This window comes from Janthinobacterium sp. 344, assembly GCF_900112025.1.
GTDB lineage: Bacteria > Pseudomonadota > Gammaproteobacteria > Burkholderiales > Burkholderiaceae_D > Janthinobacterium.
Genome location: NZ_FOKL01000018.1, coordinates 1 through 26,617, shown reverse-complemented (window position 1 = coordinate 26,617; position 26,617 = coordinate 1). Strand labels below are relative to the sequence as shown.

General features: G+C 56.1%; 28 protein-coding genes and 1 pseudogene. 7 read left to right on the top strand and 22 right to left on the bottom strand.

Going from position 1 to position 26,617, the window contains the following annotated elements:
- Positions 1-14 precede the first annotated feature (14 nt).
- The 8 genes from BM193_RS27525 to BM193_RS27490 all read right to left on the bottom strand — a co-directional run bounded on the left by BM193_RS27525 (position 15) and on the right by BM193_RS27490 (position 8,398).
- Positions 15-638, bottom strand: a complete 624-nt coding sequence (locus BM193_RS27525; protein ID WP_092804417.1) for a lytic transglycosylase domain-containing protein — start codon at positions 636-638, stop codon at positions 15-17.
- A gap of 90 nt (positions 639-728) precedes the next feature.
- Positions 729-1,235, bottom strand: a complete 507-nt coding sequence (locus BM193_RS28605; RefSeq protein WP_139176395.1) for a hypothetical protein — start codon at positions 1,233-1,235, stop codon at positions 729-731.
- Between the two features lie 155 nt (positions 1,236-1,390).
- Positions 1,391-2,005 carry an IncC plasmid conjugative DNA transfer DtrJ family protein gene (locus BM193_RS27515; protein WP_092804411.1) on the bottom strand — a complete coding sequence of 205 codons (615 nt, stop codon included), beginning with the start codon at positions 2,003-2,005 and terminating at the stop codon, positions 1,391-1,393.
- Positions 1,999-3,912, bottom strand: a complete 1,914-nt coding sequence (traD, locus tag BM193_RS27510) for a conjugative transfer system coupling protein TraD (RefSeq protein WP_092804408.1) — start codon at positions 3,910-3,912, stop codon at positions 1,999-2,001. The genes BM193_RS27515 and traD overlap by 7 nt, the downstream gene beginning before the upstream one ends.
- A 2-nt stretch (positions 3,913-3,914) precedes the next feature.
- Positions 3,915-5,732 (bottom strand): MobH family relaxase, encoded by a 1,818-nt coding sequence (mobH, locus tag BM193_RS27505; RefSeq protein WP_092804405.1) that lies wholly within the window; start codon positions 5,730-5,732, stop codon positions 3,915-3,917.
- Positions 5,733-6,494: 762 nt separating this feature from the next.
- Complete coding sequence (locus tag BM193_RS28600) at positions 6,495-6,905, bottom strand: hypothetical protein (RefSeq protein ID WP_139176392.1); 411 nt, start codon at positions 6,903-6,905, stop codon at positions 6,495-6,497.
- 106 nt (positions 6,906-7,011) lie between these two features.
- Entirely contained in the window at positions 7,012-7,470 is a 459-nt protein-coding gene (locus BM193_RS27495) for a hypothetical protein (RefSeq protein WP_092804399.1), read from the bottom strand.
- Between the two features lie 346 nt (positions 7,471-7,816).
- A complete protein-coding gene (locus BM193_RS27490; RefSeq protein WP_092804396.1) occupies positions 7,817-8,398 on the bottom strand; it encodes a FlhC family transcriptional regulator in 582 nt (193 codons plus the stop codon).
- Between the two features lie 704 nt (positions 8,399-9,102).
- On the opposite strand from BM193_RS27490, the gene BM193_RS27480 reads away from it, so the two are divergent.
- Entirely contained in the window at positions 9,103-9,798 is a 696-nt protein-coding gene (locus BM193_RS27480) for a S24 family peptidase (protein WP_092804390.1), read from the top strand.
- Between the two features lie 96 nt (positions 9,799-9,894).
- Here BM193_RS27480 and BM193_RS27475 read toward each other — a convergent pair whose 3' ends face one another.
- Genes BM193_RS27475 through BM193_RS27460 form a run of 4 tightly spaced genes read right to left on the bottom strand, consistent with a single transcriptional unit; the run spans position 9,895 to position 13,107 of the window.
- A complete protein-coding gene (locus BM193_RS27475) occupies positions 9,895-11,070 on the bottom strand; it encodes a DUF945 domain-containing protein (protein WP_254786451.1) in 1,176 nt (391 codons plus the stop codon).
- Between the two features lie 51 nt (positions 11,071-11,121).
- Positions 11,122-12,144, bottom strand: a complete 1,023-nt coding sequence (locus BM193_RS27470; RefSeq protein ID WP_092804387.1) for a DUF7146 domain-containing protein — start codon at positions 12,142-12,144, stop codon at positions 11,122-11,124.
- Positions 12,141-12,494 carry a hypothetical protein gene (locus BM193_RS27465; protein WP_092804384.1) on the bottom strand — a complete coding sequence of 118 codons (354 nt, stop codon included), beginning with the start codon at positions 12,492-12,494 and terminating at the stop codon, positions 12,141-12,143. The genes BM193_RS27470 and BM193_RS27465 overlap by 4 nt, the downstream gene beginning before the upstream one ends.
- Entirely contained in the window at positions 12,487-13,107 is a 621-nt protein-coding gene (locus tag BM193_RS27460) for a hypothetical protein (RefSeq protein ID WP_092832581.1), read from the bottom strand. Before BM193_RS27460 ends, BM193_RS27465 begins: the two co-directional genes overlap by 8 nt.
- A 588-nt stretch (positions 13,108-13,695) precedes the next feature.
- On the opposite strand from BM193_RS27460, the gene BM193_RS27455 reads away from it, so the two are divergent.
- Complete coding sequence (locus BM193_RS27455) at positions 13,696-14,481, top strand: DUF1845 domain-containing protein (RefSeq protein ID WP_139176389.1); 786 nt, start codon at positions 13,696-13,698, stop codon at positions 14,479-14,481.
- Positions 14,482-15,432: 951 nt separating this feature from the next.
- The gene (locus tag BM193_RS27450; protein ID WP_254786456.1) at positions 15,433-15,690 is read left to right on the top strand and encodes a helix-turn-helix transcriptional regulator; all 258 of its coding nucleotides are present in this window, start codon (positions 15,433-15,435) and stop codon (positions 15,688-15,690) included.
- A gap of 4 nt (positions 15,691-15,694) precedes the next feature.
- On the opposite strand, the gene BM193_RS27445 is transcribed toward BM193_RS27450, so the two are convergent.
- The 3 genes from BM193_RS27445 to guaB all read right to left on the bottom strand — a co-directional run bounded on the left by BM193_RS27445 (position 15,695) and on the right by guaB (position 20,531).
- Entirely contained in the window at positions 15,695-16,891 is a 1,197-nt protein-coding gene (locus BM193_RS27445; protein ID WP_092804454.1) for a tyrosine-type recombinase/integrase, read from the bottom strand.
- 398 nt (positions 16,892-17,289) lie between these two features.
- Positions 17,290-18,900 (bottom strand): glutamine-hydrolyzing GMP synthase, encoded by a 1,611-nt coding sequence (gene guaA, locus BM193_RS27440; RefSeq protein WP_092804375.1) that lies wholly within the window; start codon positions 18,898-18,900, stop codon positions 17,290-17,292.
- Positions 18,901-19,070: 170 nt separating this feature from the next.
- Positions 19,071-20,531, bottom strand: a complete 1,461-nt coding sequence (gene guaB, locus BM193_RS27435; protein ID WP_092804372.1) for an IMP dehydrogenase — start codon at positions 20,529-20,531, stop codon at positions 19,071-19,073.
- A 330-nt stretch (positions 20,532-20,861) separates the two neighbouring features.
- Here guaB and BM193_RS27430 point away from each other — a divergent pair, with 330 nt between their 5' ends.
- Positions 20,862-21,416, top strand: coding sequence for a hypothetical protein (locus BM193_RS27430; protein ID WP_092804370.1), 555 nt, complete (start codon positions 20,862-20,864; stop codon positions 21,414-21,416).
- 252 nt (positions 21,417-21,668) lie between these two features.
- On the opposite strand, the gene BM193_RS27425 is transcribed toward BM193_RS27430, so the two are convergent.
- Positions 21,669-21,965, bottom strand: a complete 297-nt coding sequence (locus BM193_RS27425) for an RnfH family protein (RefSeq protein ID WP_092804367.1) — start codon at positions 21,963-21,965, stop codon at positions 21,669-21,671.
- A complete protein-coding gene (locus tag BM193_RS27420; protein ID WP_092804364.1) occupies positions 21,958-22,389 on the bottom strand; it encodes a type II toxin-antitoxin system RatA family toxin in 432 nt (143 codons plus the stop codon). Before BM193_RS27420 ends, BM193_RS27425 begins: the two co-directional genes overlap by 8 nt.
- A gap of 93 nt (positions 22,390-22,482) precedes the next feature.
- Between BM193_RS27420 and smpB the strand changes: the two genes are divergently transcribed.
- On the top strand, positions 22,483-22,932 hold the full coding sequence (gene smpB, locus BM193_RS27415) for an SsrA-binding protein SmpB (RefSeq protein WP_092804361.1): 450 nt from the start codon (positions 22,483-22,485) through the stop codon (positions 22,930-22,932).
- 13 nt (positions 22,933-22,945) lie between these two features.
- A complete protein-coding gene (locus BM193_RS28595) occupies positions 22,946-23,158 on the top strand; it encodes a hypothetical protein (protein WP_139176386.1) in 213 nt (70 codons plus the stop codon).
- A 73-nt stretch (positions 23,159-23,231) separates the two neighbouring features.
- Here the strand turns inward: BM193_RS28595 and BM193_RS27410 are convergent, their stop codons facing one another.
- The 5 genes from BM193_RS27410 to BM193_RS27395 form a co-directional block, all read right to left on the bottom strand.
- The gene (locus BM193_RS27410; protein WP_076569808.1) at positions 23,232-23,540 is read right to left on the bottom strand and encodes an H-NS histone family protein; all 309 of its coding nucleotides are present in this window, start codon (positions 23,538-23,540) and stop codon (positions 23,232-23,234) included.
- A gap of 128 nt (positions 23,541-23,668) precedes the next feature.
- A complete protein-coding gene (locus tag BM193_RS28930; RefSeq protein WP_175533441.1) occupies positions 23,669-23,815 on the bottom strand; it encodes a hypothetical protein in 147 nt (48 codons plus the stop codon).
- Between the two features lie 394 nt (positions 23,816-24,209).
- Positions 24,210-25,154, bottom strand: a complete 945-nt coding sequence (locus BM193_RS27405; RefSeq protein WP_092804357.1) for an SPFH domain-containing protein — start codon at positions 25,152-25,154, stop codon at positions 24,210-24,212.
- A gap of 15 nt (positions 25,155-25,169) precedes the next feature.
- A complete protein-coding gene (locus tag BM193_RS27400) occupies positions 25,170-25,586 on the bottom strand; it encodes an NfeD family protein (protein WP_092804354.1) in 417 nt (138 codons plus the stop codon).
- A gap of 177 nt (positions 25,587-25,763) precedes the next feature.
- The gene (locus BM193_RS27395; protein WP_071324012.1) at positions 25,764-26,261 is read right to left on the bottom strand and encodes a Dps family protein; all 498 of its coding nucleotides are present in this window, start codon (positions 26,259-26,261) and stop codon (positions 25,764-25,766) included.
- A 207-nt stretch (positions 26,262-26,468) separates the two neighbouring features.
- On the opposite strand from BM193_RS27395, the pseudogene BM193_RS29240 reads away from it, so the two are divergent.
- Positions 26,469-26,617 (top strand): annotated as a pseudogene (locus BM193_RS29240) (IS1595 family transposase); the annotation flags it as partial.

The following is a 26,617-nucleotide window of genomic DNA, read 5'->3' as shown; positions in this document are numbered from 1 at the left end:
AACAACAGAGCGTCTCATGTCAGCCCCACTGCCACCAGAGCAGGCTGCGTTGGGACGACCGATTCAGCTCGCGTGTTTTTCTGCGTCCGGTACTTGTCCCGCAGCGTAGCGCGGCGTATTGCCGGCGGCCTGGTATTGGTGAGAAAGCCGTATACGCGCCAGGCGTAGCGGGTGCGCGTAGCCTGGCATTGGGCCGCATCCAGTTTGGTACACGAGGCGTTGTATGCTCCAATCGCCTCCCAGGTATTGCCGTACCTGTGCAGCTTTTCCACGAGAATACGGGAGCCAGCATGAATGTTTTTGCAGGGCTCACGCAGGTCTTGCTCGGTCACCCCCAAATTGCGTAGGACCCGTGGATTGGAATTGACACCCATATAGCCGATATCCACGGTACCGGTTTGGCGCAGATGGCGGCGATTGACTGCGTTCGGGTCCAGTGACGATTCCGCTTGAGCAATCGCATAAAGCAGCGCTGCCGGCACATTGTGGCGAACGGCGGCTTGATCCCAGCAAGCCCAGGCAGAACCCGGACAAACGACAAGGATCGCTATAAAGCACGAAAGAGACCGTTCCATGGCAAAGAGCAGGCATAAACCCGAAAGCGTTGATCCACCCGGCGCGCGCAGGCGCCAGACCATCGAGGGTGTACATCGGGTAAGCCTGGCATCAGCCTGGCAAGGTCACTTCAGGTCGCATACCCGTTTGCGGTATGCCTTACGATCTGCCCTTTATGGCAGATGTGATATTGCTCGCTCGGCGATGTTGCGCCGTGCCTGTTCAAATATTTTGCTGTGCGCCCCCTCTTCCTGCAGGGCCAAGGCGATGCACGCGGTCGTAAACTGTCCCAGATCGAATCGAGGATGGGGATGCCGGTTCATTTCTGACTTCTGCAGCGCCAGCAACAATACATACTGGGCGCGCCAGATTTCCTCCTGTCGACGCGGCATGCATTGGTCGCGCAACACCATTCGGGTATGCAAAAACGAAAAAATATGCTTCGCGGGTTCCGGCTGCGCAAACACGCTTGCAATACAAGCACTAATCAGATCGGGGTGCCGCAATTTGGGCGAACAATTGTGATGGTGGTTGAACAGCTGGTCGAGCTGATGAAATTCCTCCAGCCATACCAGTGTACCGACCGTTTCCTCACACCCCGTCGATGAGGCCGCAGAACGATGCGTAGCGGCCTTGTGAGCAGAAGATGAGGACGGTATCGGACGATATTCAGTATTCATGGCGACTCAAAATCAAAAGTGGCTGCGTACGACATCATGCTAGCGCATCGCAGTATCAATGTTTGTCCAAAAAGTCGCGCTTTTTGTGGACTATTTGGATTAACCCAGTTTCCCTTCGATAGGTAGCGATGGCTGCAAAGCTGTGAATGGGACGCTCACGCATAGTGCACTGCCATTTGCCCTGCCAGCCACGCGACCACGACCAACATGGTAGGTAGCAGAAACGGGGACAATTGAACAGGAAGCACACACGCGACAGCCAGCAGACAAACCAGAAAAATCGCTATCCCCATCGCTGCCGCGAACCACTCCGGGTGCTGCCTGGCGAATTCCAGGCGTTTAATTCGCCTGCGCACCAGAGCATCCACGATACAGGCTGTCATCAGCACCACGAACGTTGACCACCACTGTACAAGGCCGGCCAGTCGATACAGCGCCAGCATGATCAACGTATCGAGCGAGCGGAAATAGCTGCTCTGAAAAAGCTGCAGACGTACCCGCCCCAGGCTATTGGCGATGGGTTGTGCGACAGGATCCCCCTTCACCTCGTGGGCGGGAACCGATGCCGGTTCGATGGCCAATGCCGCTTGATACTCAAACAATCGGCTCAACACGCGGCGTGCGTACGGACTCCCCCAGCAATCCGCACTGGCAATATGTTCTGCGCGAATCTGCGCGACAAATCGCTGCGGCGGAAAGGCTGACGGCAGGTACAGCACCAGAATCAGGAGCACGCTCAGCGAAACAATGGCCGTCAACCGAATCAGCATGTCTCCCCCTTTTCCTTCTCTTCAAGGCTAGCATCGTCCACGCCAGGGTCGATCAGCGTAAACCGTCCCTTGTAGACGTGGCCGCCGGAAACTGAGGCGAAAAACTGCAAATTGGGCAGCTTACCCAGGATCGATGGCGGCACCAACTCGTTGACTTCCTCGCTCAACTGCGTTGAATCGACCGCCGTATAATCCGTGAAATGGCCATCTCTGGCCGTGTTATGCCCCACTTTCATGTTATGGATAGTGGTCTGCCCCAGTGTTTCATTGATGAACTCCTGCGTGGGCTGATCCTTGGTTCGAAAAGCGATGAGGTTATTTAAGTTCCCCAATGCCATGCGTGCCGCCTCCTGGCTGCCAAGTCGTTTTGCCAGGTCAGCAATCGTCTGCATCGCGGCCGTGGTGTACAGCCCTCCCTCTGCTCCCTTGTTCAGGATCTCGATCAACGGCTGATTGATCACGTTCGATAGCTCATCCACAAACAGGGAAATGCGCCGCTCCCCTCCCAGGTTGTAGCGAATTCCTGAACGGGCCGCCAGGTCGGCCAGCGCCATGGCGCCGATGGCCGTTGCAACGGAAGGATCTGGCAACGAATCCAGGCACAGCAGCAGTACATGTCCCGCGCGCTCGATCTTTTCCAGATTCATGATCGGACGCTGGTCATCCGCATCAAAAGGATCCGGAGACAAGCTTTTTCCAAGATCGCCGGATGTCAACATGGACAAGATCGGTAAGAGATTGGCGGTTATTTTTTGATAATGTTCGCGGTTATGCTGGAATACCCGGACTTGCGAACTGACCACCGGATCACGCCGAGCCTCATGCACGTGGTGATCGTAGTACGTCACATATGCCAACAATTCATGACTCGCGGCCGGCGTCGGCGATTTGATGTGCCCTCGCCGTGCTTTATCCAGCAAGCGCACCATCTCAGGTGTACTGCGCCACTGCATGCCAAGGAGCGTTTCATAAAAACGCTCGAGCGCCTGTTCCAGGATGGGTTCGACACCTCCTTCAATATATTGCTTCAGCTTTGCCAGATTCGGGCGCCTCTCCAGTTGCACCATTCCTTGCACGACCACATTCACCGCGTCCCAACCAAATGCGCTGAACGTTCCGGCCGTGTCCGGTGGCATGATCGACTGAATACGAGAAGCGACTTCGGTAGGTTTTTGCCAATTGAACGTAAAGTCGAGACGAACACCCGTTTCCGGAAAAGCTGGATGAAACCAAAGAAAGCTGTCTGGCTCGCGATACAGTTGGCAGGCCTTCATGACCAGTCGCTTGAGGCGGCGTGAATTTTTCGGATCAATAATGATGACAACGTCGTCACGCCGGATGGCCTGAAAAATCAACCAGCCAAGGCATACCCCTTTGCCCGACTGAGTAGTCCCGACCACCAAGGTTCCACCTTCAAAGTTCTGCAAGGGCCGCGCCAACAAGCGCTCTTCCGATTCGACACCATGAATCCAGGGTAGGCCGATCTCTGCGTCGGATTGTGGATTGGGCTGATATCCCAGAGCCCGTATGAGCCAGGGAGAAATGGTCATTGCGCGGTAATCGATCTTGATCAGCTCATAAAGGCGCTGAGAGTGTAGCGGCAGCCAGACAAAGCCCAGGCCGAACGCGACCTGTTCTGGATCGCCTGTCCAGGTCGCCAGCCGGGAAATTGGCACCATTTCCATCGCGCGGCCAGACAACGCGGCACGAATACGTATGACGCGCAAGGCTTGCCGGCAGCGGATCAATGCGACGAATATTGAACAAAAGATGACGGTAAAACCCGCACGCGGCGGCAAATGATCAGGTATCAGAAAGCAAAAAATGGCGGCGGCGAGCATCCATGCCAGGGCGGCAGCGGCCTCAATGGGGCCACGCCACGGCATTTCATACCGGCGCAGCAACATGGTCAACTTGCGTTCAAATCGATGGTGGTCGCGCCTGCGGCATCCATACCTTCGACAAACTGGCTGGCGATAACCATGCCGGCCAGTTGCTTGCCATGCAGGGCGTGGTATTCAACAGGCTCGGTCCCTGCTGGACCTGCCACCAGCATGTTGGCATCAGCAAGTGCGCGTTGCGCCATCTTCGCATCCGCCTGTCGCGCGACGAAGGCATCCAATGGGACGAACAAGCCGGACGCCATGGGATAACACGCAGGTGGCAAGCTCGTATCATTGAGAGACTGCACGATCGCCTGCAGTACCTTGGCAATGCCAGGATTGAGGCGAATCGGTGCGCGTAACGAGTAGCGTGCCTTTGCTGACTGCATTGGCTCGGTATTTTTAACCTTCTTCGCCCTTCCTTGACGAGCACCTGCAGGTGGTTCGATACCCGTGCCCGCCGCAGTTGGGGGAACCGGTGGGATAGATGGCAACGACAACTGACGATCGCTCACATCCGGCGGCATCTCTGAGGCAACGCATTCGCCCTGAACCTGGGAGGATGCCGCGTTCGCCTGCCGTGAACTAGCATCATGCTCCGTAGCTCGCACCTCGTCATGAGTGCGGTGGACAGCAATATCCATGTCCAGCGCCACTGGTGGCGGGTGCAACACAGCAAGGACAACGCCTGGCGTCACCAGCTTAAACGCCTCCAAGGGTTCAGGGGCGCCTGGCGGCCGGATTGACCAAACAGACTCGTCCGAATTCATTGGCAGGATGATCCCGGCATCGCTCAGAATTTCCATGGCCTCTACCGGGGAGGCAGGTAAGCCATACAATCCCTCGTCTTCCAGCAAGGTGAGCATGTCGCTTATTCCGTTCGGCCACACCAGAAACAGGCCGTCCCGCCCAAGCCACATGCGGGACCGTTCCGCATTGGGCACCCATCCCTGATGTGACTGCACGAGCTCGCGCATTGCTTTGAGCAGAAACCTGGCAAGGTAAGCCCTCGCGCGGGCCTTGCCTGCTTGCGTGTCGGCTTCGCGCAAGTCTCGGTAGATCACTAAAGTAGATGCTCGATTGACGAGATGGTCAATGACGTTATGATCGTGATACCTCACCTCACCACTGATCGCCGCAAGCATGTGGGCGACGATCGTCGAGCCGTCCTGGGTCAGGTAGGCCAACGTGTCGGTCGGCAGGATCATCGGTAGCGCGAGCAACGACAGGGAGCGGCATTCCTGCCTGGCCTCCCCCCATTTGACAAACAGACGGCCAACCTCGTGTTTGTGGATCCAATCCCCGAGGGATGCCAGGTATGGTTGCCAAACGGTTCCATGCGCGTCACTCACGACGACAGTGTCCAACGCGCGGTAAAGGTATGCGCATAGCCCTGCGACGAAGGTTGCAAAGCGCCAGCGTGGCTCCAACTGTCGACGGGTCGATATCGTCGCCCTGCCAGCAAAAATCTGAGAATCGGTCGCTTGCAGTGCGAAGAACCCGGTTTCCATGCCAAGGCGGGCTAAACCTCCTGGGCGCGCAAAAAAACTGTCCCGCGTCGCTGGCAAGACGTTCACGTAAGCGATGTACTTCCTGATGAGCGGAAGCATTTCCTTGGCAAAGGCATGCGCATCGCCGCCATAAGCCAGTTTGATGCGCCCCAGGATATCCCGATTGTCGTCCAAGATCGCATCGACACTACGGGGATGCATCCCGCCGTCACGCGCATGGCCGTTAATGGGATGTGAACGTTGAGGACAGGTGGGCGCGGCTTGACGGCCGCGATTACATTGACGATGGTGGCCAAGCCAACCCAGGTATTTGAAGAGATTCACTGTGGCCATAAGACACACTCACGTGGCTATGTGAGCATTATGGCTATGTAGATCAACGTACGTCCACATGAAAGCCTGCCTTTCGCTGCGACTATTCACCGACAGAATGACGAGGAATTCAGCGGTGTAACGCCACTGCCAGCACTTGGCTGCAATCCATTCCTGCAGTCTCTGCCAAAAGGTCATGCAAATCGCATGTCCGAGCTCAAGCGGCAAATAAATACTCCCAAGGTATTTCATCTCTCAGCAGGAGCCAGACACCACTTACAAGGCGAGGTCATTGACAACTAGGCACCCTCCTTTGAGCGAAGCTAGATGTACAGGAAGTTGAGCCTCGATAATCGGCCGGAGCATAACGATCTGCAAGACTTTAGCCAAACGGGCAACCCCGTTGAGAACACGTTTACCATCCTGTCTCTGGCAACCGTGAACGAGCGCTTTCGCCCCGGAGCAGCCGTTCACATTTGGTGTATCCATTCCACTTGACCGTCAAGAAGTGTGACCCAAACTCGTACATCTGGAGGATCGACAACTGCCACCGTGGGGTCCGTTACTGCTGGAACGACGTAAATCGCCTCCCACCTGCTCGGCTCTTTGCTGCCAATCCGACCAGGAAGGATGTACTCAATGGCATTTGACGACAAATATTTCTCAGCAATCCTGAGACACAGATCTTCGGTCATCGCGTTCCTTGGAAATTATCGAATGGCCGCTCCTGGCCGGTTGCTGTCGTTGGCAGGTTAGACCCCGAAGCGGCCCTTCCCCGATAAATTATTCATCGACCCAGCAAACACCCGGAAATCGTTCGCCAGTCGCAAGCCAATGATTCAACGCTTCGATAGCCGAAGCGCGCGGAATCGTAGAGTTTTCGTCCACGTCGAACGTATCGCCGTCTTCAATAAACTGAACTGTTGTACCGGATACTGTCGCTTGTAGACTAGCCGCGTGAAATCCTCGATGCTCAAGTATACGTACATATGCCAGCCCGATCGCATTCAGGAAAATGATGAAATTTCCGTAGTCCGCGTTATGCTTTAGATGGCTCACGATGAGTACGGAATTGGGCACAAGCGACTTCGCAACGAAGGTCCGAACCTCCGCAACTGATGGCACTACGATTTCAGTCTGACCTGAGGCGCCGCTATCAACGGTCAGTTCAACTCTATAGGTAAATGACTGCATCTTTTTGTGAGAAGAAGGTGCTATTGCGTTCAAAGTCGTAATGTCTGCTTCTGGCCGGTTGCCGTCGTTGGCGGATTATGTCCTAAAACAGACGTCTCAGCACTCCTCAGGAACGCGCGGTCGCCAACGGCTTTGCGTCTGGGTATCGTATCAAGAACGAATGGATGGCTTGTTCAGGCAGGTTGATCAGAATCGTTCCACTGCTGTCCCAACACGCGATCTCGAACAACGCGCCCTCTAGTTGCGGGTCCGGTTCCGTACCGTCCCAATACTGCGGATTGTCCTCGACGTATGGCGCGGGAACAGGTATCGGACGAAGCCCCTTAGGTACCGCGCTGAATACTGCCCAGATAAACTGGACCTCATAGGCATGCAGGAAGGCTTCAAGCTCGTCGCCAGTGAACCATTGATCATCCGGCGAGAAACCTGGTGGTCTCCAGTTCGTTTCGATGTCGCTGACGTACCAGTCATAGTCTTGCGGCGCAATGTTCGCGGCCTCGAACACGTCGCGCATGTTCGTGTACCAGCGAACTTGACTCGTTTTTTCAAGGATGATGTTCTTCATGTGGCTCTTAATCCTCACACGTTAATGACCGCTTCTGGCCTATTGTGTTGAAAAACGCGGGTACGTTGACCTGTGGATAGAATTCCTGCCAGCCTGGTCTGGCCAGAACCGTCGCAATTGAACGATCACCGACAGCTTGGAGATTTGAGACATTCCGAAATGGTTGCCGCTCAACATTTTCAACACAATAGGCCGATAGCGGACGGGCCGAATGGCGCAGTGTACGAGATTATTGCATTAATGACCAGTACATGGGATTACGATGGGCATCAAACCTAATAGTAGATAGCCATGCATAGCCATTAATACAGAACTACAAGAAAACTCTGAACAATCCATTAAATGACTAATTTTGCTTTACGGCCAGGCGCAGGTCAGGTTTACCAGCAAAGCTCGATTGAATACGGGAATCGGTGGCATACCGTTTAACGAGCTTGCAAAACACACATCCGGAGTGATCCGCCGAGGTATCCCCGAGTGCGATCAGATAGCGGCAGCGGCAACGCGGGCAGGTATGCAGCGCCAACTGCGATGAATGGTGGGTCCAAATGCCCTCTACGCTAGCGATCAGCTCGAAAGCTCGGTCAAACGAAATGCTGAACCGGCCATTCCACCGCTCTCGATACATTTTATAAGCGCAGACCATGGCCTTGCGTGCCGAGCATGCATGCTGCGTACGCAAGAAATGAAAAATAGTAGCGATCAGTGACGCCTCGGCACGTTGCACCAGGGTCGCCATGTGGTACCAATCCTGCGAGCTAGGCCATCGACCGCCGGTGGCCGCCCGGTCATTGTAGAAGTACTCCCGCAGCAGCGATGCACTCAATCCGGTCAAATAGGCGACGGTTTTCATCCGCGCGCCCTGTTCGACGCAGGATTTGGCAAGCTGCAGGGCCTGAATGTGCCGCTCTGCATGTTCATAGGCCATATGTCACCTATGCGAGGCGCGCATGAGCCGTAGTAGCTTGGCCGGCACGCGATGGTCCGCGTGCTGCATCCTGATCCACAGCGCCGACCCTGCACAACGTCATGGCCAAAACGGGCGGTGTTTCAAGGAGAGTTTTAAAATTACCTATTGGCTTAAACAGGCTTTCATGCGACATGCTCGCGGCCAGCAGCTGCAAGGAGTCCACGCTCATTGCAGCGAGCGTCTCGGCTGAGGCTGTGTCGAGGTGAAAGGTACAGCATGTGGCAAGGGGGTCTTGCTTCAGACCCACCTGGATAGTGAGTAAGTAATTTAAGTTGAGGTACTGCACGTCCGTGTATCGAATCGCGTCTTCCATGGTCCACCCCGCTTTGCCCCGCTACGGCGGGGCGTGGTCATTCATCCGGTTTCCGCTGTGCACTCTGCCACGTCGGTCAACGAATGGGCGAAGTCATGGGTAAGAGGACTGCGCGCGACGGCATTAGCACATTAAAAAAAGACTACTCCGCAAAATTTCAAAGGTCAATAGCAACTGCTAATCGAATCAAAATATTTATGTGCACTTTAGCAAAATTTTACTAGAGGAAATGCGATTCTCGCCCTAAAATCGAACTCTACCCCATAAAAATCTACCCGTAACAACTGCTACAAATAATCTACAAATAAATCAAAGTCTCTCACTTTACCCCTGCACGGAGACAAAAATCGTGACAATAAGCAATAACATTCCGCTTACCAGAGAGGCCGTCCGCGAACTGGACATTGATATCGTCCCTGGTGTGCGGCAACGCCTCATTGCAGAACTAGACAGGCGGGGAATACATCCTGGACAACGCGAGCACTTCCTGAGCCAGATTACCGGCCGAGCCCTGCAAACAGTGGCGCGCTGGATCGATGAAGAAAAACCAGGTCTCCCCGATCTCAAATCCCTCGCCATTGTCTGCCTTCAGTTCGACATGGACGCAAACTGGATCCTGGGATTGACATCGCATCGTCTCCCGTTCCCCAAGCAACAACTATCGTCACAGGTTCAGGAACAGGTCTACTGTCATAAAGAGCCCACCTTTGACTGGATCGGTCACATGCTCGGGCAAACCGCATCGTTCACCGGCCCCAATCAAGTAGGAGTGATGAAGGGAGATGACATGGCTCCGCTCATCCATGATGGCGCCCCATTTTTTTTTGATGCGACGGTCCATGAGGTGGAGGTTAACGGAATCTATCTATTGGATTACCAAGGAAGGCGCCTTGTGCGACACATTGAAATCATCGTGGGTGAAGGCCTATTACTTCGTTGCGAAAACCAACGCTACAACTCAACTCTTGTAAAAATATCAAAAGCAATGCTTACCCTGCAAATTGTAGGACGTGTTAAAGCCGCCATTAACATTAATCGTTTTTGACGTATCAAGATTCGCATCACGCTTCATTGAGCGAAATTCCCCGGTAGCCAAGCTACCGGGGAACCCAATCGTCGTGGTATTAGATTTCATGCCACGCTACTTTGCTTCAGCGACCTCGCTCCACTCCTTGAGCGAAAATTCGAGCATTTTTCCACCAAACTCCTCAAATTCAGTGGCGCGATCATAGTCACCCACTTCTTGCGAGTAACCAGTCACCGCATTGAGCAAGCCATAACCGTTCAACTGCCGCTCGGCAATCAGATGGCGTAACACGCCGGCACGTTCCGCCTCGTTCAATACGAAGCGATTCGCTAGCACCTCCACCGATTTCACCGGATCGCCCGTCAATGCGATGCCCATGGTTTTGCGCATCTTCTCCGATATCAGTTGAAAGGTCGTCTCCGACACAGCGGTCTGCACCATGTCCCGCGCTTTCAGAAAGATCGCGCGATCTTCGGCCTCGACCGTGTCATCTTGCAGCACAACGTCATCACCACATTCGAGTAAACGCCCAGCATGGTTTTTTCGCATCGAGCGCTCACAAGCGATGAGCCCATTGCTGCATTTCAGCCGATAAATCAACGGGTCCACGCGCAACCGCCCCACCCCGATCTCCGAATTACTGACCACGACGCCGGCCTGCAAAACGTCTCCTGGCACGACCTCATGCGTCACCTCGGCACTTACGACCTTCAAATACATCTTGGTTTCGGTCAGCTCCACCGACTCAAAACGGGCACCGGGAAGTTTAAGCAAGATCGGTAAAATGCTGTGGGCCAAATCGATGTTGTCGAGCCGACGGAAGCGCGACGACAAGAATGCCCTGGCCCGACCCGCCATGGTCCGCACCATATAGCTGTCTGTGGCATTGATTCTGAGCCACGCATTGATGTTTTCATCGAGTAGTTCGGTATCAAATGAACGCATACGCTTAAAATACAGCAACGGTATATCCAGTTTCCTTGCCAGCTGCGCGCAGGCAAAATCGTTCATCAGGTATCGCTTCTTGCCATAGGGTTCATCAATGACGAGATTGCACTGCCCTGCCGCCGTCGTCTCGCTTACCAGCTTCGTCGCCGGCACGATCATGTCCTTCTTGAGCGCCGCCTGCCGCTCAAGTTCGATGACGAGTTGTTCCAAAGGACGTCCTGTTTTCATCACAACCTCCATGAAAAAAGCGGGCGATGCAGCTCCCTGGCGGGAGTGCATCCCCGCAGGGTCAAGCACGCAGAATTCACTGAGTTCCACGTGGGCGCACGATTGCGCCAACATGCGGCGCCCACACGGCCGCCGCGCCACATCTACTGTTTTGCTCTCGGGACTTCACGCCGCATGACGCGCGCGATGTGAAATCTTCAGTAACACCTCTGCCCAATCGGCGCCCGCCGACTTCGGCACAAACACCTCGGCCGATCTCCCTGTCCTTCCTGCATGGGATTTCAGGTAGCGACGCGCAAGGCTATACGCCGCAGCCTGCCCATCAAAAAATGCATGCGCATCGTTGTCAGCATAAATGCGTAGGCGTTTGACTGTTTCAGGTATCCACAGCTTTTCCAGGTTCCCGGCACTTATCCCCGCCCACACTGGCTGATGCGAACGTTTCATGACCGCCAGCGCGGTCTCGATGCCTTCACACACAGCCAATTCGTCTGAGGATGGCGCCAGACGAATGGCAGCGCCACCTATGCCAGCACACAGCAGCTTCTTGACCGCGCATTCGCGGGCCTTCTCGCCATTGCTCAAATACGTCCGATGCAACGACACCGTGCGCCCGCTCTTGTCCTGCACGCAGGCCACCATGGCAGGGTAGCGTCGCACCACAACGGCTTGACCAGTGAGCACATTGCGCTCGTAGTAACCCAACGCAGGATGCATGCGCAGCGTCGATGGGTACCGCTCCAGGTTGATACCACGGTTTCGCAGATACCTGTCCACCTCATCTCCCGGTGTCACTGGCACTGTCTCGGCCAGAATCCTCCGAATCAGGCCATCGCGCTCTGTACGAGAATCCTGTGGGAGCGAGATCGACGCCCTCGGCGCAGTCACGCCAAGATAGCCTTCTACCCTGCTCAGCGCGTCAACAGCACTGAGTCCCAAGCAGCCCATTAGCAATTTAAATCCGCCACCGGCGCCGCAGCCACGGCAAATATAATTGCCGTGGCCAAACTTGTCCGTGTATTGAAACCGGTCAGTGCCGCCGCAATCACCCAAGGGGCACGGCTGATTGCGTTGATTGAGCACTTTGGCATCCACGCCCAGCGCCAGCAAAATTTCCGTCCATCGTCCAAACGCGCGCTGCTTGACTTGCTGAAAATGCGCGTTGAATTCTTCCTTATTTCTGCTCATGTTGACCTCCCCCTGTCAGGCGCAAGAGAACTGCCTCGGTTCAGGCACGCCACGCGGCGCGTGAACAGCCCCCCGTGCTCGATGGCAAAGCCAACTCGCCCCGACAGCAGTTCGTTGAACGTGAGAAATCTCGTTCGTCTCTCCGGCCGGCCTCGCTGTGGATCGACCTGAAAACCGCCTGGCACCAGGGACAAGCGTATCGAGCGCAGTTCCTTCCCGAGATAGAAAACACGACCTGGCTGCCCCACGACGATCTCGCTTTCCTTGATTCTGAAGGTCAGCTCGTCGACATCTTGCACCTGGCAAAAGCGAACGGAAGGAAATGCAGCGGCAATGGTGGCGTCACGCATGGCAACCTCCCTTCCTGCCAGTCTGGCGCGCTCCCCTGCCACCATGGCCATTTAAATGAGGCTCACCGTCCTCAGCATTCAGCGATGCAAAAAGATCGGCTTCATGGAGCTTGACCTGCTCATTCATCCACTGCGGATTCTTGAACAAATTGTCGGAAATCCAGTCTGGCTTTGTCAGTACCGCTTGGCGGGCCCACTCGGGGTAGTCCTGCAGCGCAGTCATAAACCAGCGGCACAACTGGGAAGCAATCCAGTCGCGCACCTCCTGCGCATCGACGGCGCCGATGAATGGCAGCTGCGACAACGGACTGCCACTCACCACCTTCATGCAATTGACGAAGGAAAACGGCTGCGTGTCACGATCCGGATCCGTAAATACCCAACGGACCAATTCAAATTTCTCGTCCAGTGGCGTGCGCGGGTCGCTGAGCAAACTTACTTTGCGCAATAGCCACCAGTGCAATGCCACCAGCTCCTCTTCTGAAAATTCAATCGCGTCATCATTCGTTTCGCGCGCGGGTACCTTGCTCACAGGTTCGCGCGGCGCGGCTGGATGGAAGGAAGTGTCCCTATCCTGGGGGACGCGACAATAGTTGATCTGATATCTGCTCATGATTGCCTCGCACAAGAAAAAGAGACGAGGCAAGTCCCTCCCGGGATGCATCGTCCCAAAGGGGGAAAGAGATCATCCGGTTGCTGCGACGCACCGGAACTTCAATTGACTGGCTTGATACTGTCGGCTGATGCCGTTTCGGCGGGGATGCCAGCTACCGTCCTGAAAACGCATGCAAAGTGCTTTGACGTAACGGCGCGGTGCGATGCGCGTGGCGCGTCAAAACACTCTCGTTATTCAGGAACACGGACGTCACGCCTGGAAACAGGAGACGGTCCAATCGGTGCTGCGGCGCGCTGGGCGCAATTGATCAGGCTTGCCAGACGATGCAGGGCTAGCTGCTGCGATATAACTTTAGGTCGCCCTCCCCGGCCTGTCAACACAGGTTCGACGAAAAATGCTTCCGGCAAATCCACCGGCACTGGGATCACGCAGTGGCGTACGCATCCGTAAGGGTATCGACGTGCCCGAATGGCGAACACAGTACCGGCAAATACGCTTGTAAAGCTCCGCGCATTCCTCTTGAATCAGCAGGATGGCGAGTACACCATGTTATGTAGCCCAGTGGGCATTTTCGAGGACATCACCATGAACTACCCAGCTCCCACCCATTTGATCGTCACGCGTGATTATGGCGAAACCAACAGGAAGTTGCTGGCCAAGGAGGCCGCCGCCGATCTGACACGCGTCGAATCAGCGAGCCGCAAGGTCAATATCTCGCTCGCCAGTCCGGAAGGCAAGCGTTTGTACTTGCGCTGCTTCTACGTATCCCAAGCGAATTTCCATTTTATTTCCGTCTTTGCCAGGATGAAATTACCAGCCGAGGATGTCGATAAAGTGGAGCTGGAATTGCGCACCATGCTTGACGCGCGCATTGCCCTTGCCAACCAGCGCATCGTCGCCTTCGAAAAACTGTGCCATCAACATGGCATCCACGAACTGGCCAGCTACGACATCGAACCTCTCGCCCTCGAAGCGAAAGTCTTTTCCATGTTTGGCCGGCGTTTACTGGAATTGATCAGCAAAGTCGACCAGCTCATGCCCATGCTCGAATCCTTGTGCATTGACGAGGCGCTCTCGACAAGCCAGCTGATCACCGAAAAATCGCAGATCAAGAAAACTGTACGGGCGGTGACCGCTACCACGCGCGCGCTTTCCCTCGGCCTGCTCAAACGCATCAATGCACTGCCCGCATCTGAACGTAAGCCCACCGCACCGAGCAGTCTCCCCTCCCAGGGCGATGATTCAGCCATTTCTCCCGCGCTCACCGGAGTGACGCAACGAGCAGACCATCCGGCGCCAAATCCGGCCCCTGAACGGGTTTTAAGCATGCCAGCAGCCACACTCAGCGAAGAGGTTCCGGCAAGTCCCTGACGAGCCTTACAAGCCTTCCTACCCGCATCCCGAATAGGAAGCCTCCCCCCAACCAACCGGCACGGAGGAAGCCATGTGCCTTAAGATGTTACTCTGCAGTGAAGCGCCTGCGGCACCGGCATGGTGCTTAGCAGCGATGGAAGTCGCATTTGGTCCGTCCTATCGGGTGGAGCCAAGAGGCGACAGCATGTTGCCTCTGGAGACGCCGCAACGACACAGCGGCATAGCAATGATGGTGATTGAGCAGACAACCAGGTTCAACCGGCATGATGTCCGGCGCCTGATCGAATGGTGTGATGTCCACGACAAGGTGGTGTTGGCATGCGGAGTGTTAACGGAGGACGAGCGGGAATCCTACGGATTGAACCATTGCATCGAATTGGATGTCATTGCCACACATGCACCACGCTGTATTCAATGGACTTCCTGCGCCGGCACGCTTCACCTTTTCGAAGAGATGTTCGTGCCAACGCTGAGAACCGTCCAGCGCACTTCTCATCTCTATTGCTCCGGACTACGATGCCAGCACCATCGCAGTAGAGCGACAACAGGAACGCAGCGGACATGGACACCTCGCCAGGGTCCTGAGCGCAGGAAGTGTCTCACAGGCCATTCCCATGCCACCTCTTTTCCAGCGGATGACAATTTGTCCGCTACACGCCACTGACACCGGCCGCTGCGCCTTCACGTAATTGCCGTGAAATGCCACCGAAATATGCCGGTTTTCAACTTGATGCCCACGATCAGCGCAGCCACCATGGAGCAGGATGATCCGTCATCCGTCATCGATCATGGAGACAGCTCATCATGAAATATATGCCCCCTTCGAACCATTCGCCGTTTACCAACTTGATGCACCCTGACATTGGCCTGGGAGCATTTGTCGGCAATCTCAAACGCCAGCGTCGGTCTGGCCCGAAAGCCGGCCGCTCTCCTCGCGCAGTACGTGTCTTGACCGAGAGCGAACTCAATGTACCTGGCCGGGTTCTCATTAAACGCCGCCAGCTCTTGCAAAAAGTGCCGCTATGCGAGCGCACTATCCTGAACCTTGAAAAAAGAGGGCAATTTCCCCGGCGTTTTACTATTACCTCGCGCCTGGTTGCCTGGGACCTCAACGAGGTGGACGCATGGATCGCCGAACAGCAGTCGGCCGCACGCCGGCCCGGTGCACCGCAGGCACAGCCAGTACCGCGCAGCCCGTCTAAATAGCCTGTTAGTCTTTCCGCTTTGTCCAGGCGTCGATCATGTCTGCCCACTCCTGCAGCATGGTCCGGCGCTGAACCGCGTATTCAGCCTTGTTGTAGACGGCTCGCACGCCCCTCTGCTCGTGGGCGAGACATTTTTCGATCCAATCGGTGTTGTAGCCGGCTTCGTGCAGCAGGGTCGATGCTGTTCGCCGTAAATCGTGCGGCGAAAAATCGGCCAGTTGTTTCCCACAGTCTCGTGCCGTGGCGCAGACTGACACCAGGATGCGATTGAGCGAAGCACCATTCATCGGCACATCAGGGTCATATCGCGATGGCAAAATATAAGGGGATGTGCCAGCACAGGTACGCAACGCAACGAACATATCCAATGCCTGACGTGACAGATAGACGTTGTGGGGGTTGCGGCGCTTCATCCGCCTGGCCGGAATAGTCCATAGAGCATCGGTAAAGTTCACCTCACTCCATGTTGCGTCCGTCAGTTCGGATTTGCGCACCATGGTGAGTAATAGTAATTTGCAAGCCAGGCGCAAGGTCGGCGCGCACTGCACGTATTCGATATGTTCGTAGAACAGCGCGATCTCTTCGGCACCCAACGCGCGGTCGCGCGGCTCAAATACGGCAATGGATGAGGGAGCAACCAGATCCGCAGGGTTTTCAACCTTCTGTCCTCTTTGTTCTGCGTACTTAAAGACCAGTTTCACGATATCGCGCGCATGCACGGCCGTCGCGGGGGCGCCACGTGCGAGGATGGCGTCGCATACGGAACGCAACTCGTTGTGCGTAATCTCATGCAGCAGGAGACTGCCAAACGGGCGTTTCAGATCGCGTTCGTACACCGCGCGCCGCATATCCCGCGTCGACTCCGCCATTTTGTACTTTAATAGCCAACGTTCGGCCCAAACACTGAATGGTTCTCCCGCTGCCAGTTGGGTACGCGATTTGGCTTTGAGGCGCGACGGGGACTTGCCTTCCGATTGCGCTTTCTTGGCTTGCTCCAGGCGCTCCCTTGCCTCCTGCAAGCTCAAGCCACCAGCACCGTACCGTCCGAGCACCAAGGTTTCACTGCGGCCATTGACGCGGTAGTTATAGCGAAACGAGATGGTGCCAGTGGGCAGGACCGTCGCATACATACCGTCACGATCCGGCACCTTATAGGCTTTCGTAGCAGGTTTCAGGTTTTTCAGTTTCGTATCGGTCAACATGGTCACCTCCCACTCCTACACAAGTCTGTACTGGCGGCCGATTCATTTCAAACAATCAATCACTTAGCGCGAAAAAAGTGAAATCGTTATCCCATCTCGGGCTGCTGATACCCTCACGATGAAGAGCGTAAAAAAGATGCAAAAATTCCTTTAAAATCAAACACTTAAAACAAAAAATACCCGCAAAAATACCCTCACGTGACAAAACAGCAAGAAGAACCAAATGTTAAATTCACATTTCGGCATATTTGATACCCGCAAAAATACCCACAAAAAAACGTGCTTGGCTCTGTCGACGGTTGCTTGCGTTTGCCAGACAAAATAAAAAAAGCCCCTGAAAAATCAGGGGCTTAGCTGTTGCATTGACCCGGCATTACCTTACGGTGCCGGACGGGAGATTATTCCCATTCGATGGTCGCTGGCGGCTTGCCCGAAATATCGTACACCACGCGGTTGATGCCCCGCACTTCATTGATGATGCGGTTGGAGACCTTGCCCAGCAAGCTGTGCGGCAGGTGCGCCCAGTGGGCCGTCATGAAGTCCTGCGTCTGCACGGCGCGCAGGGCCACCACGTATTCGTAGGTGCGGCCGTCGCCCATCACGCCCACCGACTTGACGGGCAGGAAGACGGCGAACGCCTGGCTGGTCGCTTCGTACCAGTTCGCTGGCAGCGCGTCCGGGTCGACGGCCTGGCCGGCAACGAATTCGTACGGCGTGTTGCGCAGTTCCTCGATGAAGATGGCGTCGGCGCGGCGCAGCAGGTCGGCGAATTCCTTCTTGACTTCGCCGAGGATGCGCACGCCCAGGCCCGGGCCCGGGAACGGGTGACGGTAGACCATATCATGCGGCAAGCCCAGGGCCACGCCCAGTTTGCGCACTTCGTCCTTGAACAGTTCGCGCAGCGGTTCCAGCAATTTCAGCTTCATGGTGTCCGGCAAGCCGCCCACGTTGTGGTGGCTCTTGATGGTCTGGCCTTTTTTACCTTTGCCGGCCGATTCGATCACGTCCGGGTAGATCGTGCCTTGCGCCAGCCATTTGGCATTCACCAGCTTGCCCGACTCCACCTGGAACACTTCGACGAATTCGCGGCCGATGATCTTGCGCTTCTGCTCCGGGTCGGCGACGCCGGCCAGGTGGCCCATGAACTGGTCTTCCGCATCGATGCGGATGACCTTGACGCCCAGGTTCTTGGCGAACATGTCCATCACCATCTTGCCTTCGTCCAGGCGCAGCAGGCCGTGGTCGACGAAGACGCAGGTCAGCTGGTCGCCGATGGCGCGGTGGATCAGGGCAGCCGCGACGGACGAGTCGACGCCGCCGGACAGGCCCAGGATGACTTCATCCGTGCCCACTTGCGCGCGGATCTTTTCCACCGCTTCGCTGATGTAGTCGGGCATGTTCCAGTCCGACTTGCAGCCGCAGATTTCATGCACGAAACGGCCGATGATGGCCTTGCCCTGCACCGTGTGCGTCACTTCCGGGTGGAACTGCACGCCGTAGAACTGGCGCTCTTCGTCGGCCATGGCGGCGATCGGGCAGCTCGGGGTGTTGCCCATCAGCTTGAAGCCTGGCGGCATTTCCAGCACCTTGTCGCCGTGGCTCATCCACACTTTCAGCATGCCGTGGCCTTCGTCCGTGACGAAGTCGGCTATACCGTTGAGCAACTTGGTATGGCTGCGGGCGCGCACTTCGGCGTAGCCGAATTCACGCACCAGGCCGTTTTCCACCTTGCCGCCCAGCTGGGCCGCCATGGTTTGCATGCCGTAGCAGATGCCCAGCACGGGCACGCCCAGCTCGAACACGGCTTGCGGCGCGCGCGGCGAATCGCCGTCCAGGGTGGAATTGTGGCTGCCCGACAGGATCACGCCGGCGGCGCCATAGTTGCGCACGAACTCGTCGCTGACGTCATACGGGAAGACTTCGGAAAACACGCCGGAATCGCGCACGCGGCGGGCGATCAGCTGGGTGACTTGGGAACCGAAATCGAGAATGAGGATTTTAGAATGCATGATGGGGACTTTATCTGAGGTCATTACAAAACCGGCGCACTAGGCGCCGGTCTGGTCTGTCGCTATAGCGCATCGGAAAAATTGTTCAGGGCAAGGCGCAGTGCCGAAGACAGTACGAATAGTACGGCGAGGCACTGTAACGCAGCCATGGGCAATTTTTCCTGTTGCGCTTACTCGGAGCGGTAGTTTGGCGCTTCTTTCGTGATCTGCACATCATGGACATGCGACTCGCGCATGCCGGCCGAGGTGATTTCCACGAATTCCGCCTTCTCGCGCAGTTCGTCGATGGTGGCGCAACCGCAGTAACCCATCGATTGACGCACGCCGCCCACCAGCTGGAAGATGATCGCCAGCACGCTGCCCTTGTAGGCGACGCGACCTTCGATACCTTCAGGCACGAACTTGTCGGCCTTCATGGTGGCGTCCTGGAAATAACGGTCAGCCGACCCATCGGACATCGCACCCAGCGACCCCATGCCACGGTAGGACTTGTAGCTGCGGCCCTGGTACAGGATCACTTCGCCTGGCGCTTCTTCCGTACCGGCAAACATCGAGCCCATCATGACGGTCGAGGCGCCAGCGGCCAGCGCTTTGGAAATGTCGCCCGAGAAGCGGATACCGCCGTCGGCGATACATGGCACGCCCGTGCCTTCCAGTGCTTCGGCCACGTTCGAGATGGCCGTGATTTGCGGCACGCCCACACCGGCGACGATACGCGTGGTGCAGATCGAGCCAGGGCCGATGCCGACCTTGACCGCATCGGCGCCGTATTCGACCAGCGCCTTGGCGGCGGCGGCGGTAGCGATATTGCCGCCGATGACTTCCACTTGCGGGTACTTGGTCTTGATCCACTTGACGCGGTCCAGGATGCCTTGCGAGTGGCCATGGGCCGTATCGACCACCAGCACGTCGACGCCGGCGGCGACCAGCAGGTCGATGCGCTCTTCATCCTTGGCGCCCACGCCCACGGCGGCGCCGACCAGCAGTTTGCCCTGGCTGTCTTTCGACGCGAACGGGTGCGAAGTCGACTTCTGGATATCCTTGACGGTGATCAGGCCGCGCAATTCAAACGCGTCGTTGACGACCAGCACGCGCTCGAGGCGGTGCTTGTTCATCAGGCGCTTGGCTTCGGCCGTATCGGCATCTTCATTGACGACGACGAGTTTTTCGCGCGGGGTCATCTTGGCGGAGGCTTCCGCGTCGAGTTCCTGTTCAAAGCGCAAGTCGCGGTTGGTGATGATGCCGACCACTTCCTTGCCCTTGACCACCGGGAAACCGCTGATGCCGTATTGTTCCGTCAGCGCGATCACGTCGCGGATTTTCATGTCCGGCGGAATCGTGATCGGATCGCGCAGCACGCCAGCTTCGAAACGCTTTACGCGGGCCACTTCACGTGCCTGGTCCTTCGGATTCAAATTCTTGTGGATGATGCCGATGCCGCCTTCCTGGGCCATCGCGATCGCGAGGCGGGCTTCCGTCACCGTATCCATGGCTGCGGACAGCAAGGGAATATTCAGGGTGATATTGCGGGTCAGGCGAGTTTTGAGGGACGTATCGGCGGGCAGAACGTTGGAGTAGGCTGGGACGAGCAGCACGTCATCGAATGTGAGTGCTTTTTGAAGTAGACGCATAGCATTTCCTATTGGCGCAAAAGCAGATTATACAGAAATTCTTGATTCCTGTCTTGAACTTCTGCAACGCCCTGCCAACGATGAAACTTTGGCGCCAAGGCACTGCAGGCGCTACGCGGGGAGGAATAGTTGCTTCACTCATTTCTGCAGAAATTCCTGCCGATATCGTGCCGACTGATACCACTAGTATCAGCACAGAACAAGAAAAAGCCAGGGACGCGCTCAACACAGCGCGATAGTGATAATCGGATAGATTTCTTGTCATCAATGTTTCATATAATCGCGCCGCGAAACGGCACGCTCTGCCGCCCCCCCCCCTTGAATGATCCAATGAAAAAAATCCTCACACTGGCCTTTACCGCAACCATCCTGTCCGCATGTGGAGGTGGCGGCAGCAGCGACTCTGTCGCCACGCCAACCGCCTCAGCCGCGCTCACCGTCGGCGCCCTGGATGGCAAATGGAAATGTGCGACAGGCACGCAAACAGTGGGACAGATCGTTGCCGGGGCTGGTGATACCCTCCAAATCATCGGCCTTGCATATTACCCTTATCTGGGCGCATCAGCCCAAACACTTTCCTTAAACCAGGGCATCGTCACGGGTCCGGATACCGCTCACTATGGCGGCAGCGGCAACCTTATAAGCCAACTCATTAACGATCGTGTTTACCCGGTGATCCACCTTGCTGACAAAATAGGTTTTGCCGGCATTTACAGCACGCAGGACGCTCCCATTGGCAGGGGACGGGAGTTCCGCTTGAATACCAACGGCAATCTGGTGATAAAAGATTATGCAGTACAATTCTTGTATGACACTGCCTATACGGCTGCAAGCGGCAAGGCAGCAGATCTGAACATCACCGAAACGACTTGCTCCAAGGCCTGATGCCTCTTGGCGATCGCCGCAATCATCATTGATGCTGGATTGCCGGCCAACTCACTTCGCACTTCAGGCGGCAACTGACAGTCACTCACCATTAACACCCTGACTGGCTTAGAGTCTATCCCAGCAGGGAGCGTCTTCCACTGGCAGCGCAGCAGGAGCGCGGACGAGACGTGAGGAGGACGCGTGGCGAGCCACGCGACGACGAACAACACAGTCCACGCTTCTGAGGGGTACCAGGGGGGATGTATTCGCCTACTGGGACAGGCTCTTATTGCTGGCCCGGCGCCGGCGCGCCTCCTTCGGATCCGCCTGCAGCGGCCGGTAGACCTCGATCCGGTCGTGTTCGCGCAACACGGTATCCAGTGATTTCTTCTTGCCATAGATGCCGACCATATTCACGGCCAGGTCGATGCCGGGGAATTCCCGCAGCACACCGCTCTGCTCCAGCGCCTGCCCGAGAGTGGTGCCGGCAGGCACCGTCAGGCTGCGCAGGAAGCTGCTGTCCGGCAAGGCGTGGCACACCTGCACCTCGATGCTGGCCTCAGCCATATACGGTCTCCGCGCGCTTGCAGAAGGAATCGACCATGCTGTTGGCGATCATGCCGAAGACGGGGCCGATGATCTGCTCGAGCACGCGGCTGGAAAACTCGTAGTGCAGGTCCAGTTCGATCTTGCAGGCATCGTCGCGCAGGGCCTTGAAGGTCCATACGCCGTCGAGGGTCTTGAAAGGACCGTCCACCAGCTTCATCTTGATGGAGCTGAAAGGCGTGTTCTCGTTGGACGTGGTGAAGCTTTGGCGCACGCCGTGGTACTGTATGCCCACGCTGGCGACGACCGTGTTCTCGCCGCACTCGCGTATTTCGACCGCGCCGCACCAGGGCAGGAATTTGGGATAATCCTCCACCGCCGCCACCAGCGAGAACATTTGCTCGGCGCTGTAGCCGAGAAAAACTGATTTATGTACTACTGCCATTGAAGAACCATTTGCTATGATGTTGGATACATTTGATTTTATCGCGCTTGCGCGAGACAGTAGTTTAACCGACCCGCGCACATTTACCATCTCATGACCATAGCAGACAACAGAAAAGCCTTCCACGACTACTTTATCGAGGATCGCTACGAAGCGGGCATCGCCCTGGAAGGCTGGGAAGTCAAAGCCATCCGCGACGCCCGCGTACAAATCAAGGAAGCCTACGTTGTCGTCCGCGGCGACGAGCTGTTCCTGTTCGGCGCGCATATCAGCGCCCTGCCGACCGCCTCCACGCATATCCACCCGGAAGCCGTGCGCACGCGCAAACTGCTGCTGCACCGCGCGGAAATCGATAAACTGATCGGCAAGGTGGAACGCTCCGGCTATACGCTGGTACCGCTCAACCTGCATTTCAAGGGCGGCCGTGTGAAATGTGAAATCGGCCTGGCAAAAGGCAAGAAACAGCACGACAAGCGGGCGGCCGAACGCGACCGCGATGGCGCGCGCGAAGTGCAGGCGGCAATGAAGACGCACCGGCGCTGATCCTGGCAGGCATATGCGCCTCGCCCTTCAGACCGAAACCCGGCTATATGCCGGGTTTTATTTTGTCCATTGCAGATGGCCATGGAAAAATAAAAACCAGGCAGCCATGGCGAAACAGGAGGATAAAACAGATAAGGCGGGAGCGATGATTGATATTATCAAAAATATCATTGAAATAACTGCGGGAGAATCAGGCTGGCCAGAGCGGCCAAAGACAGACAGATAAAGAAGAAAGTTCCGGATGCCTGTAAGCTGCTTGATGCGACACAGAACAAGCATCCGAATGACGGTGTAGTGAATTACACCTTCAGCAGATCACGCGACTTGCCCGAATCGGTCCATTCCTTGACCCATTTCGGTTGACGGCCACGGCCAGTCCATTGCTGCGTCGGATCATCCGGATTGCGATAACGCACGGCGACGGTGCCGGTCTTGGCGCGAATACCCGTGCCGACCAGGTCTTTGACGGAAACACCAACGCTCTGGGCGATCGCCAGAATTTGCTCGCGCGCTTTGGACAAATCGTCCTGTTCGCGTTTTTTCATTTGCTTCTTGATGTCGTCCTGCAGCGTACGCAGTTCGGACAGGGATAAGCTGGACAGATCCATGATATTTCCTTGTGTGAGTTGAAAAATATAACTGAACAGTTAAATTCTATCCAATTGTAACGCGGCTGAGGTGATTTTTTTTGAAATTTGATTGTTTTTTACAATTCTTTTGGCAAAAAACCTACTTCTCATGGCTTGACGATGCTGAAAAATTTTGGCGCCGCCAGGATGCGCACGGCGACCGAGGCATCTACGCCAGCAGCCTTGCCGCCTGAATGGTGCCATTCGATACGCCACCATCCACGGCATTTATTTTGCAGCACTTTTTGTTTCATTGCAATTTATAGTAATTACAAATGGCAATTCAAAATGAATATGGGAACAATACTACCGCAATCACACCCCTTGCGCACAACGGCAGTCCTTTACATGGATAAGCCGCAATAGTTAGCAGGCTCGTTCAACGGGCTCTACTCTAATCGAAAACAACTTTCAACGCTGCACCGCAGAACATAATGCCGAAAACATGCACAGCATAGCATGAAGAAAAAGGCGCACCGGCATCCATTCAAATAGGCATAGCGCCACGCCACGGTCGCGCCATATACCCAAGGAGCATCCAAATGCAAACCGCCCGCTATCAGGCGGGCGGCATTTCTCATGAATGTGCTGCGAACTTACGACACACTCACTACGAACTTACTATTCGCTAACTAGTCAGAACGGAACTCAGGGAATCGCCACGCCGCTTTTCGGCTTCTGTGTTTTTACCACCTGCATCGCCGTCGCAATCAAGCTGCTCATGTCGCCCAGATTGGCCGGCACGATAATCGAATTATTCGTTTTGGCCAATTGTGCAAACGCCCCCACATACTGTTCCGCCACCTTCAGGTTGACGGCATCCTCCCCGCCCGGCTCGCGGATGGCGGCGCCCACCTGGCGCAACGCCTCGGCGCTCGCCTGCGCCAGGGCCACGATGGCCGTGGCCTGTCCTTCCGCGCGGTTGATCGATGCCTGCTTCTCGCCTTCCGAACGGGCAATCGCCGCCTCACGCTCGCCGCTGGCGATATTGATCTGCTCCTGCTTGCGCCCTTCCGAGGCGGCGATCAAAGCGCGCTTTTCACGCTCCGCCGTAATCTGCGCCTGCATCGCATGCAGGATTTCCTTTGGCGGCGTCAAATCCTTGATTTCATAACGCAATACCTTGACGCCCCAATTCGCCGCCGATTCATCGATGGCATTCACGATGGCGGTATTGATATGGTCGCGCTCTTCAAATGTCTTGTCGAGTTCCATCTTGCCGATGACCGAACGCAAGGTCGTTTGCGCCAATTGCGTAATGGCGGCAATGTAATTCGATGAACCATACGAAGCGCGCATGGCGTCGGTAATCTGGAAATACAGAATCCCGTCCACCTGCAATTGCGTGTTATCGCGCGTAATACACACTTGCGGCGGCACATCGAGGGGAATTTCCTTGAGCACATGCTTGTAGGCGATGCGGTCGACAAACGGCACGACGATATTCAAACCGGGACCCAATACCGCGTGGAATTTACCCAGCCGCTCCACCACCCAGGCATGCTGCTGCGGCACCACATTGACCGTCTTGAAGACAAATACCAATGCCAGCAATAACAAGATCAGCGAAACGCTTCCGATGTTTACTTCCATAATCTACTCTCCAGGTTATCCAACAATCAAACGGCTGCCGCGCACGGCGCGTATGGTGTAATGCCCGGCCTGCGTATCGCTGCCGGGAATCAATTCCACATCCCACAAGGCGCCGCGATACATCACCCGCGCCACGCCATCGACCCAATGCGCCACCGCCACGCTTTGGCCGATATCCAGATTCACATTCGGATCCTGCGCGGCATCGCGCCGCGCCGCCTTGCCAAAGCGGCTGCGCCGCAATAACAGGGTCGCCACCACGCCGACAATGGCGGCCGTCACGGCCTGCCAGCTGCCATTTCCACCGGCCAGCGCCACGATGCCACCGGCGCTGATGCCGATGGCGATCATCAACAGATAAAACGTGCCGGTAAACAGCTCGAGGATCAATACCGCGCCAGCCGCCACAAACCAGCCTACCCATTCAGCCATGATGCCTCCATCTTTTTGAGTCCGAAAATAAAAAACCCCGCGGCCTATATAAGCGACGGGGTTTACATGCAGTGCTGCCTGATATTAGTCTTGCCATACACCTATATACAAGCAGTCTAACGCAATTCCGGATGGCGTCAATAGCCTGGGGCGAATTAGCGCTGCCAGTCCTGGCGTTTATTCCTCCAGCAGGCTGCGCAACATCCACGCCGTCTTTTCATGCAGATCCAGGCGCTGCGTGATCAGGTCGGCTGTCGGCTGGTCATTGGCCTTTTCCAGCAGCGGGAACAGACGGCGCGCGGTACGCGCGGTCGCTTCCTGCGCCGCCACCAGGTGGCTGACCATGTCCAGCGCCGGCGGCACGCCGTCGATTTCCTTGATCGACGCCAGCTTGACGAATTCCTTGTAGGTGCCCGGCGCCGGGTAGCCCAGGGCGCGGATGCGCTCGGCGATCAGGTCCAGCGCGCCCCACTGCTCCGTGTATTGCGTCATGAACATCAGGTGCAGGGTATTGAACATCGGCCCCTTGACGTTCCAGTGAAAATTATGGGTCATCAGGTACAAGGTGTAGCTGTCGGCCAGCAGGCCGGACAGGCCTTCCGCGATCTTCGCGCGGTCCGCCTCGGAAATGCCGATGTCGATCTTTGCAGCTTTGGTCGGTTTCTTGCTTGCCATGTGAACTCCCGTTTCAATGTATTGGTGGAATCATTTTAGCTGATCTGGCGCAAAACCATCGAATACAGGCGTGCGCCGCATGCGGATCTTCATCCGGATCAAGACGGGCATAAAAAAAGGCTCTGTCCCCGTTAAGTAGGGGAAGTTCAGGAATCTTCCTGTATCCCTGCTGTCTGACTGTGCATCGCAGACAAACGGGAGCCTTTCATGCAGATAGCTCAATGGAAAACCTTCATCGCCCAGTTCGCCGTACTGAACCGTCGCCAGCGCCTGGCGGGTATCGCTCTGCTGCGAGGAAGCGCACCGCAGGGCGCTGCCGCGGCACTGATCGAAAGCGTGGCCCGGCGGCGATTGCA

What these genes read in the sequence shown, in the direction of transcription:
- BM193_RS27475 (WP_254786451.1), bottom strand. Translation starts at nt 11,070, where the DNA reads ATGTTGGCGCAATCGTGCGCCCACGTGGAACTCAGTGAATTCTGCGTG.
- BM193_RS27495 (WP_092804399.1), bottom strand. Translation starts at nt 7,470, where the DNA reads ATGAAGAACATCATCCTTGAAAAAACGAGTCAAGTTCGCTGGTACACG.
- guaA (WP_092804375.1), bottom strand. Translation starts at nt 18,900, where the DNA reads ATGCATTCTAAAATCCTCATTCTCGATTTCGGTTCCCAAGTCACCCAG.
- BM193_RS27420 (WP_092804364.1), bottom strand. Translation starts at nt 22,389, where the DNA reads ATGGCAGTAGTACATAAATCAGTTTTTCTCGGCTACAGCGCCGAGCAA.
- mobH (WP_092804405.1), bottom strand. Translation starts at nt 5,732, where the DNA reads ATGGCCACAGTGAATCTCTTCAAATACCTGGGTTGGCTTGGCCACCAT.
- BM193_RS27525 (WP_092804417.1), bottom strand. Translation starts at nt 638, where the DNA reads ATGGTCTGGCGCCTGCGCGCGCCGGGTGGATCAACGCTTTCGGGTTTA.
- BM193_RS27470 (WP_092804387.1), bottom strand. Translation starts at nt 12,144, where the DNA reads ATGAGCAGAAATAAGGAAGAATTCAACGCGCATTTTCAGCAAGTCAAG.
- BM193_RS28605 (WP_139176395.1), bottom strand. Translation starts at nt 1,235, where the DNA reads ATGAATACTGAATATCGTCCGATACCGTCCTCATCTTCTGCTCACAAG.
- BM193_RS27410 (WP_076569808.1), bottom strand. Translation starts at nt 23,540, where the DNA reads ATGGATCTGTCCAGCTTATCCCTGTCCGAACTGCGTACGCTGCAGGAC.
- BM193_RS28595 (WP_139176386.1), top strand. Translation starts at nt 22,946, where the DNA reads ATGCGCCTCGCCCTTCAGACCGAAACCCGGCTATATGCCGGGTTTTAT.
- BM193_RS27515 (WP_092804411.1), bottom strand. Translation starts at nt 2,005, where the DNA reads ATGCTGATTCGGTTGACGGCCATTGTTTCGCTGAGCGTGCTCCTGATT.
- BM193_RS27445 (WP_092804454.1), bottom strand. Translation starts at nt 16,891, where the DNA reads ATGTTGACCGATACGAAACTGAAAAACCTGAAACCTGCTACGAAAGCC.
- BM193_RS28600 (WP_139176392.1), bottom strand. Translation starts at nt 6,905, where the DNA reads ATGCAGTCATTTACCTATAGAGTTGAACTGACCGTTGATAGCGGCGCC.
- BM193_RS27455 (WP_139176389.1), top strand. Translation starts at nt 13,696, where the DNA reads ATGAACTACCCAGCTCCCACCCATTTGATCGTCACGCGTGATTATGGC.
- BM193_RS27425 (WP_092804367.1), bottom strand. Translation starts at nt 21,965, where the DNA reads ATGGCTGAGGCCAGCATCGAGGTGCAGGTGTGCCACGCCTTGCCGGAC.
- BM193_RS27405 (WP_092804357.1), bottom strand. Translation starts at nt 25,154, where the DNA reads ATGGAAGTAAACATCGGAAGCGTTTCGCTGATCTTGTTATTGCTGGCA.
- BM193_RS27465 (WP_092804384.1), bottom strand. Translation starts at nt 12,494, where the DNA reads ATGCGTGACGCCACCATTGCCGCTGCATTTCCTTCCGTTCGCTTTTGC.
- BM193_RS27460 (WP_092832581.1), bottom strand. Translation starts at nt 13,107, where the DNA reads ATGAGCAGATATCAGATCAACTATTGTCGCGTCCCCCAGGATAGGGAC.
- BM193_RS27400 (WP_092804354.1), bottom strand. Translation starts at nt 25,586, where the DNA reads ATGGCTGAATGGGTAGGCTGGTTTGTGGCGGCTGGCGCGGTATTGATC.
- BM193_RS27490 (WP_092804396.1), bottom strand. Translation starts at nt 8,398, where the DNA reads ATGGCCTATGAACATGCAGAGCGGCACATTCAGGCCCTGCAGCTTGCC.
- BM193_RS27395 (WP_071324012.1), bottom strand. Translation starts at nt 26,261, where the DNA reads ATGGCAAGCAAGAAACCGACCAAAGCTGCAAAGATCGACATCGGCATT.
- traD (WP_092804408.1), bottom strand. Translation starts at nt 3,912, where the DNA reads ATGTTGCTGCGCCGGTATGAAATGCCGTGGCGTGGCCCCATTGAGGCC.
- smpB (WP_092804361.1), top strand. Translation starts at nt 22,483, where the DNA reads ATGACCATAGCAGACAACAGAAAAGCCTTCCACGACTACTTTATCGAG.
- guaB (WP_092804372.1), bottom strand. Translation starts at nt 20,531, where the DNA reads ATGCGTCTACTTCAAAAAGCACTCACATTCGATGACGTGCTGCTCGTC.
- BM193_RS28930 (WP_175533441.1), bottom strand. Translation starts at nt 23,815, where the DNA reads ATGAAACAAAAAGTGCTGCAAAATAAATGCCGTGGATGGTGGCGTATC.
- BM193_RS27430 (WP_092804370.1), top strand. Translation starts at nt 20,862, where the DNA reads ATGAAAAAAATCCTCACACTGGCCTTTACCGCAACCATCCTGTCCGCA.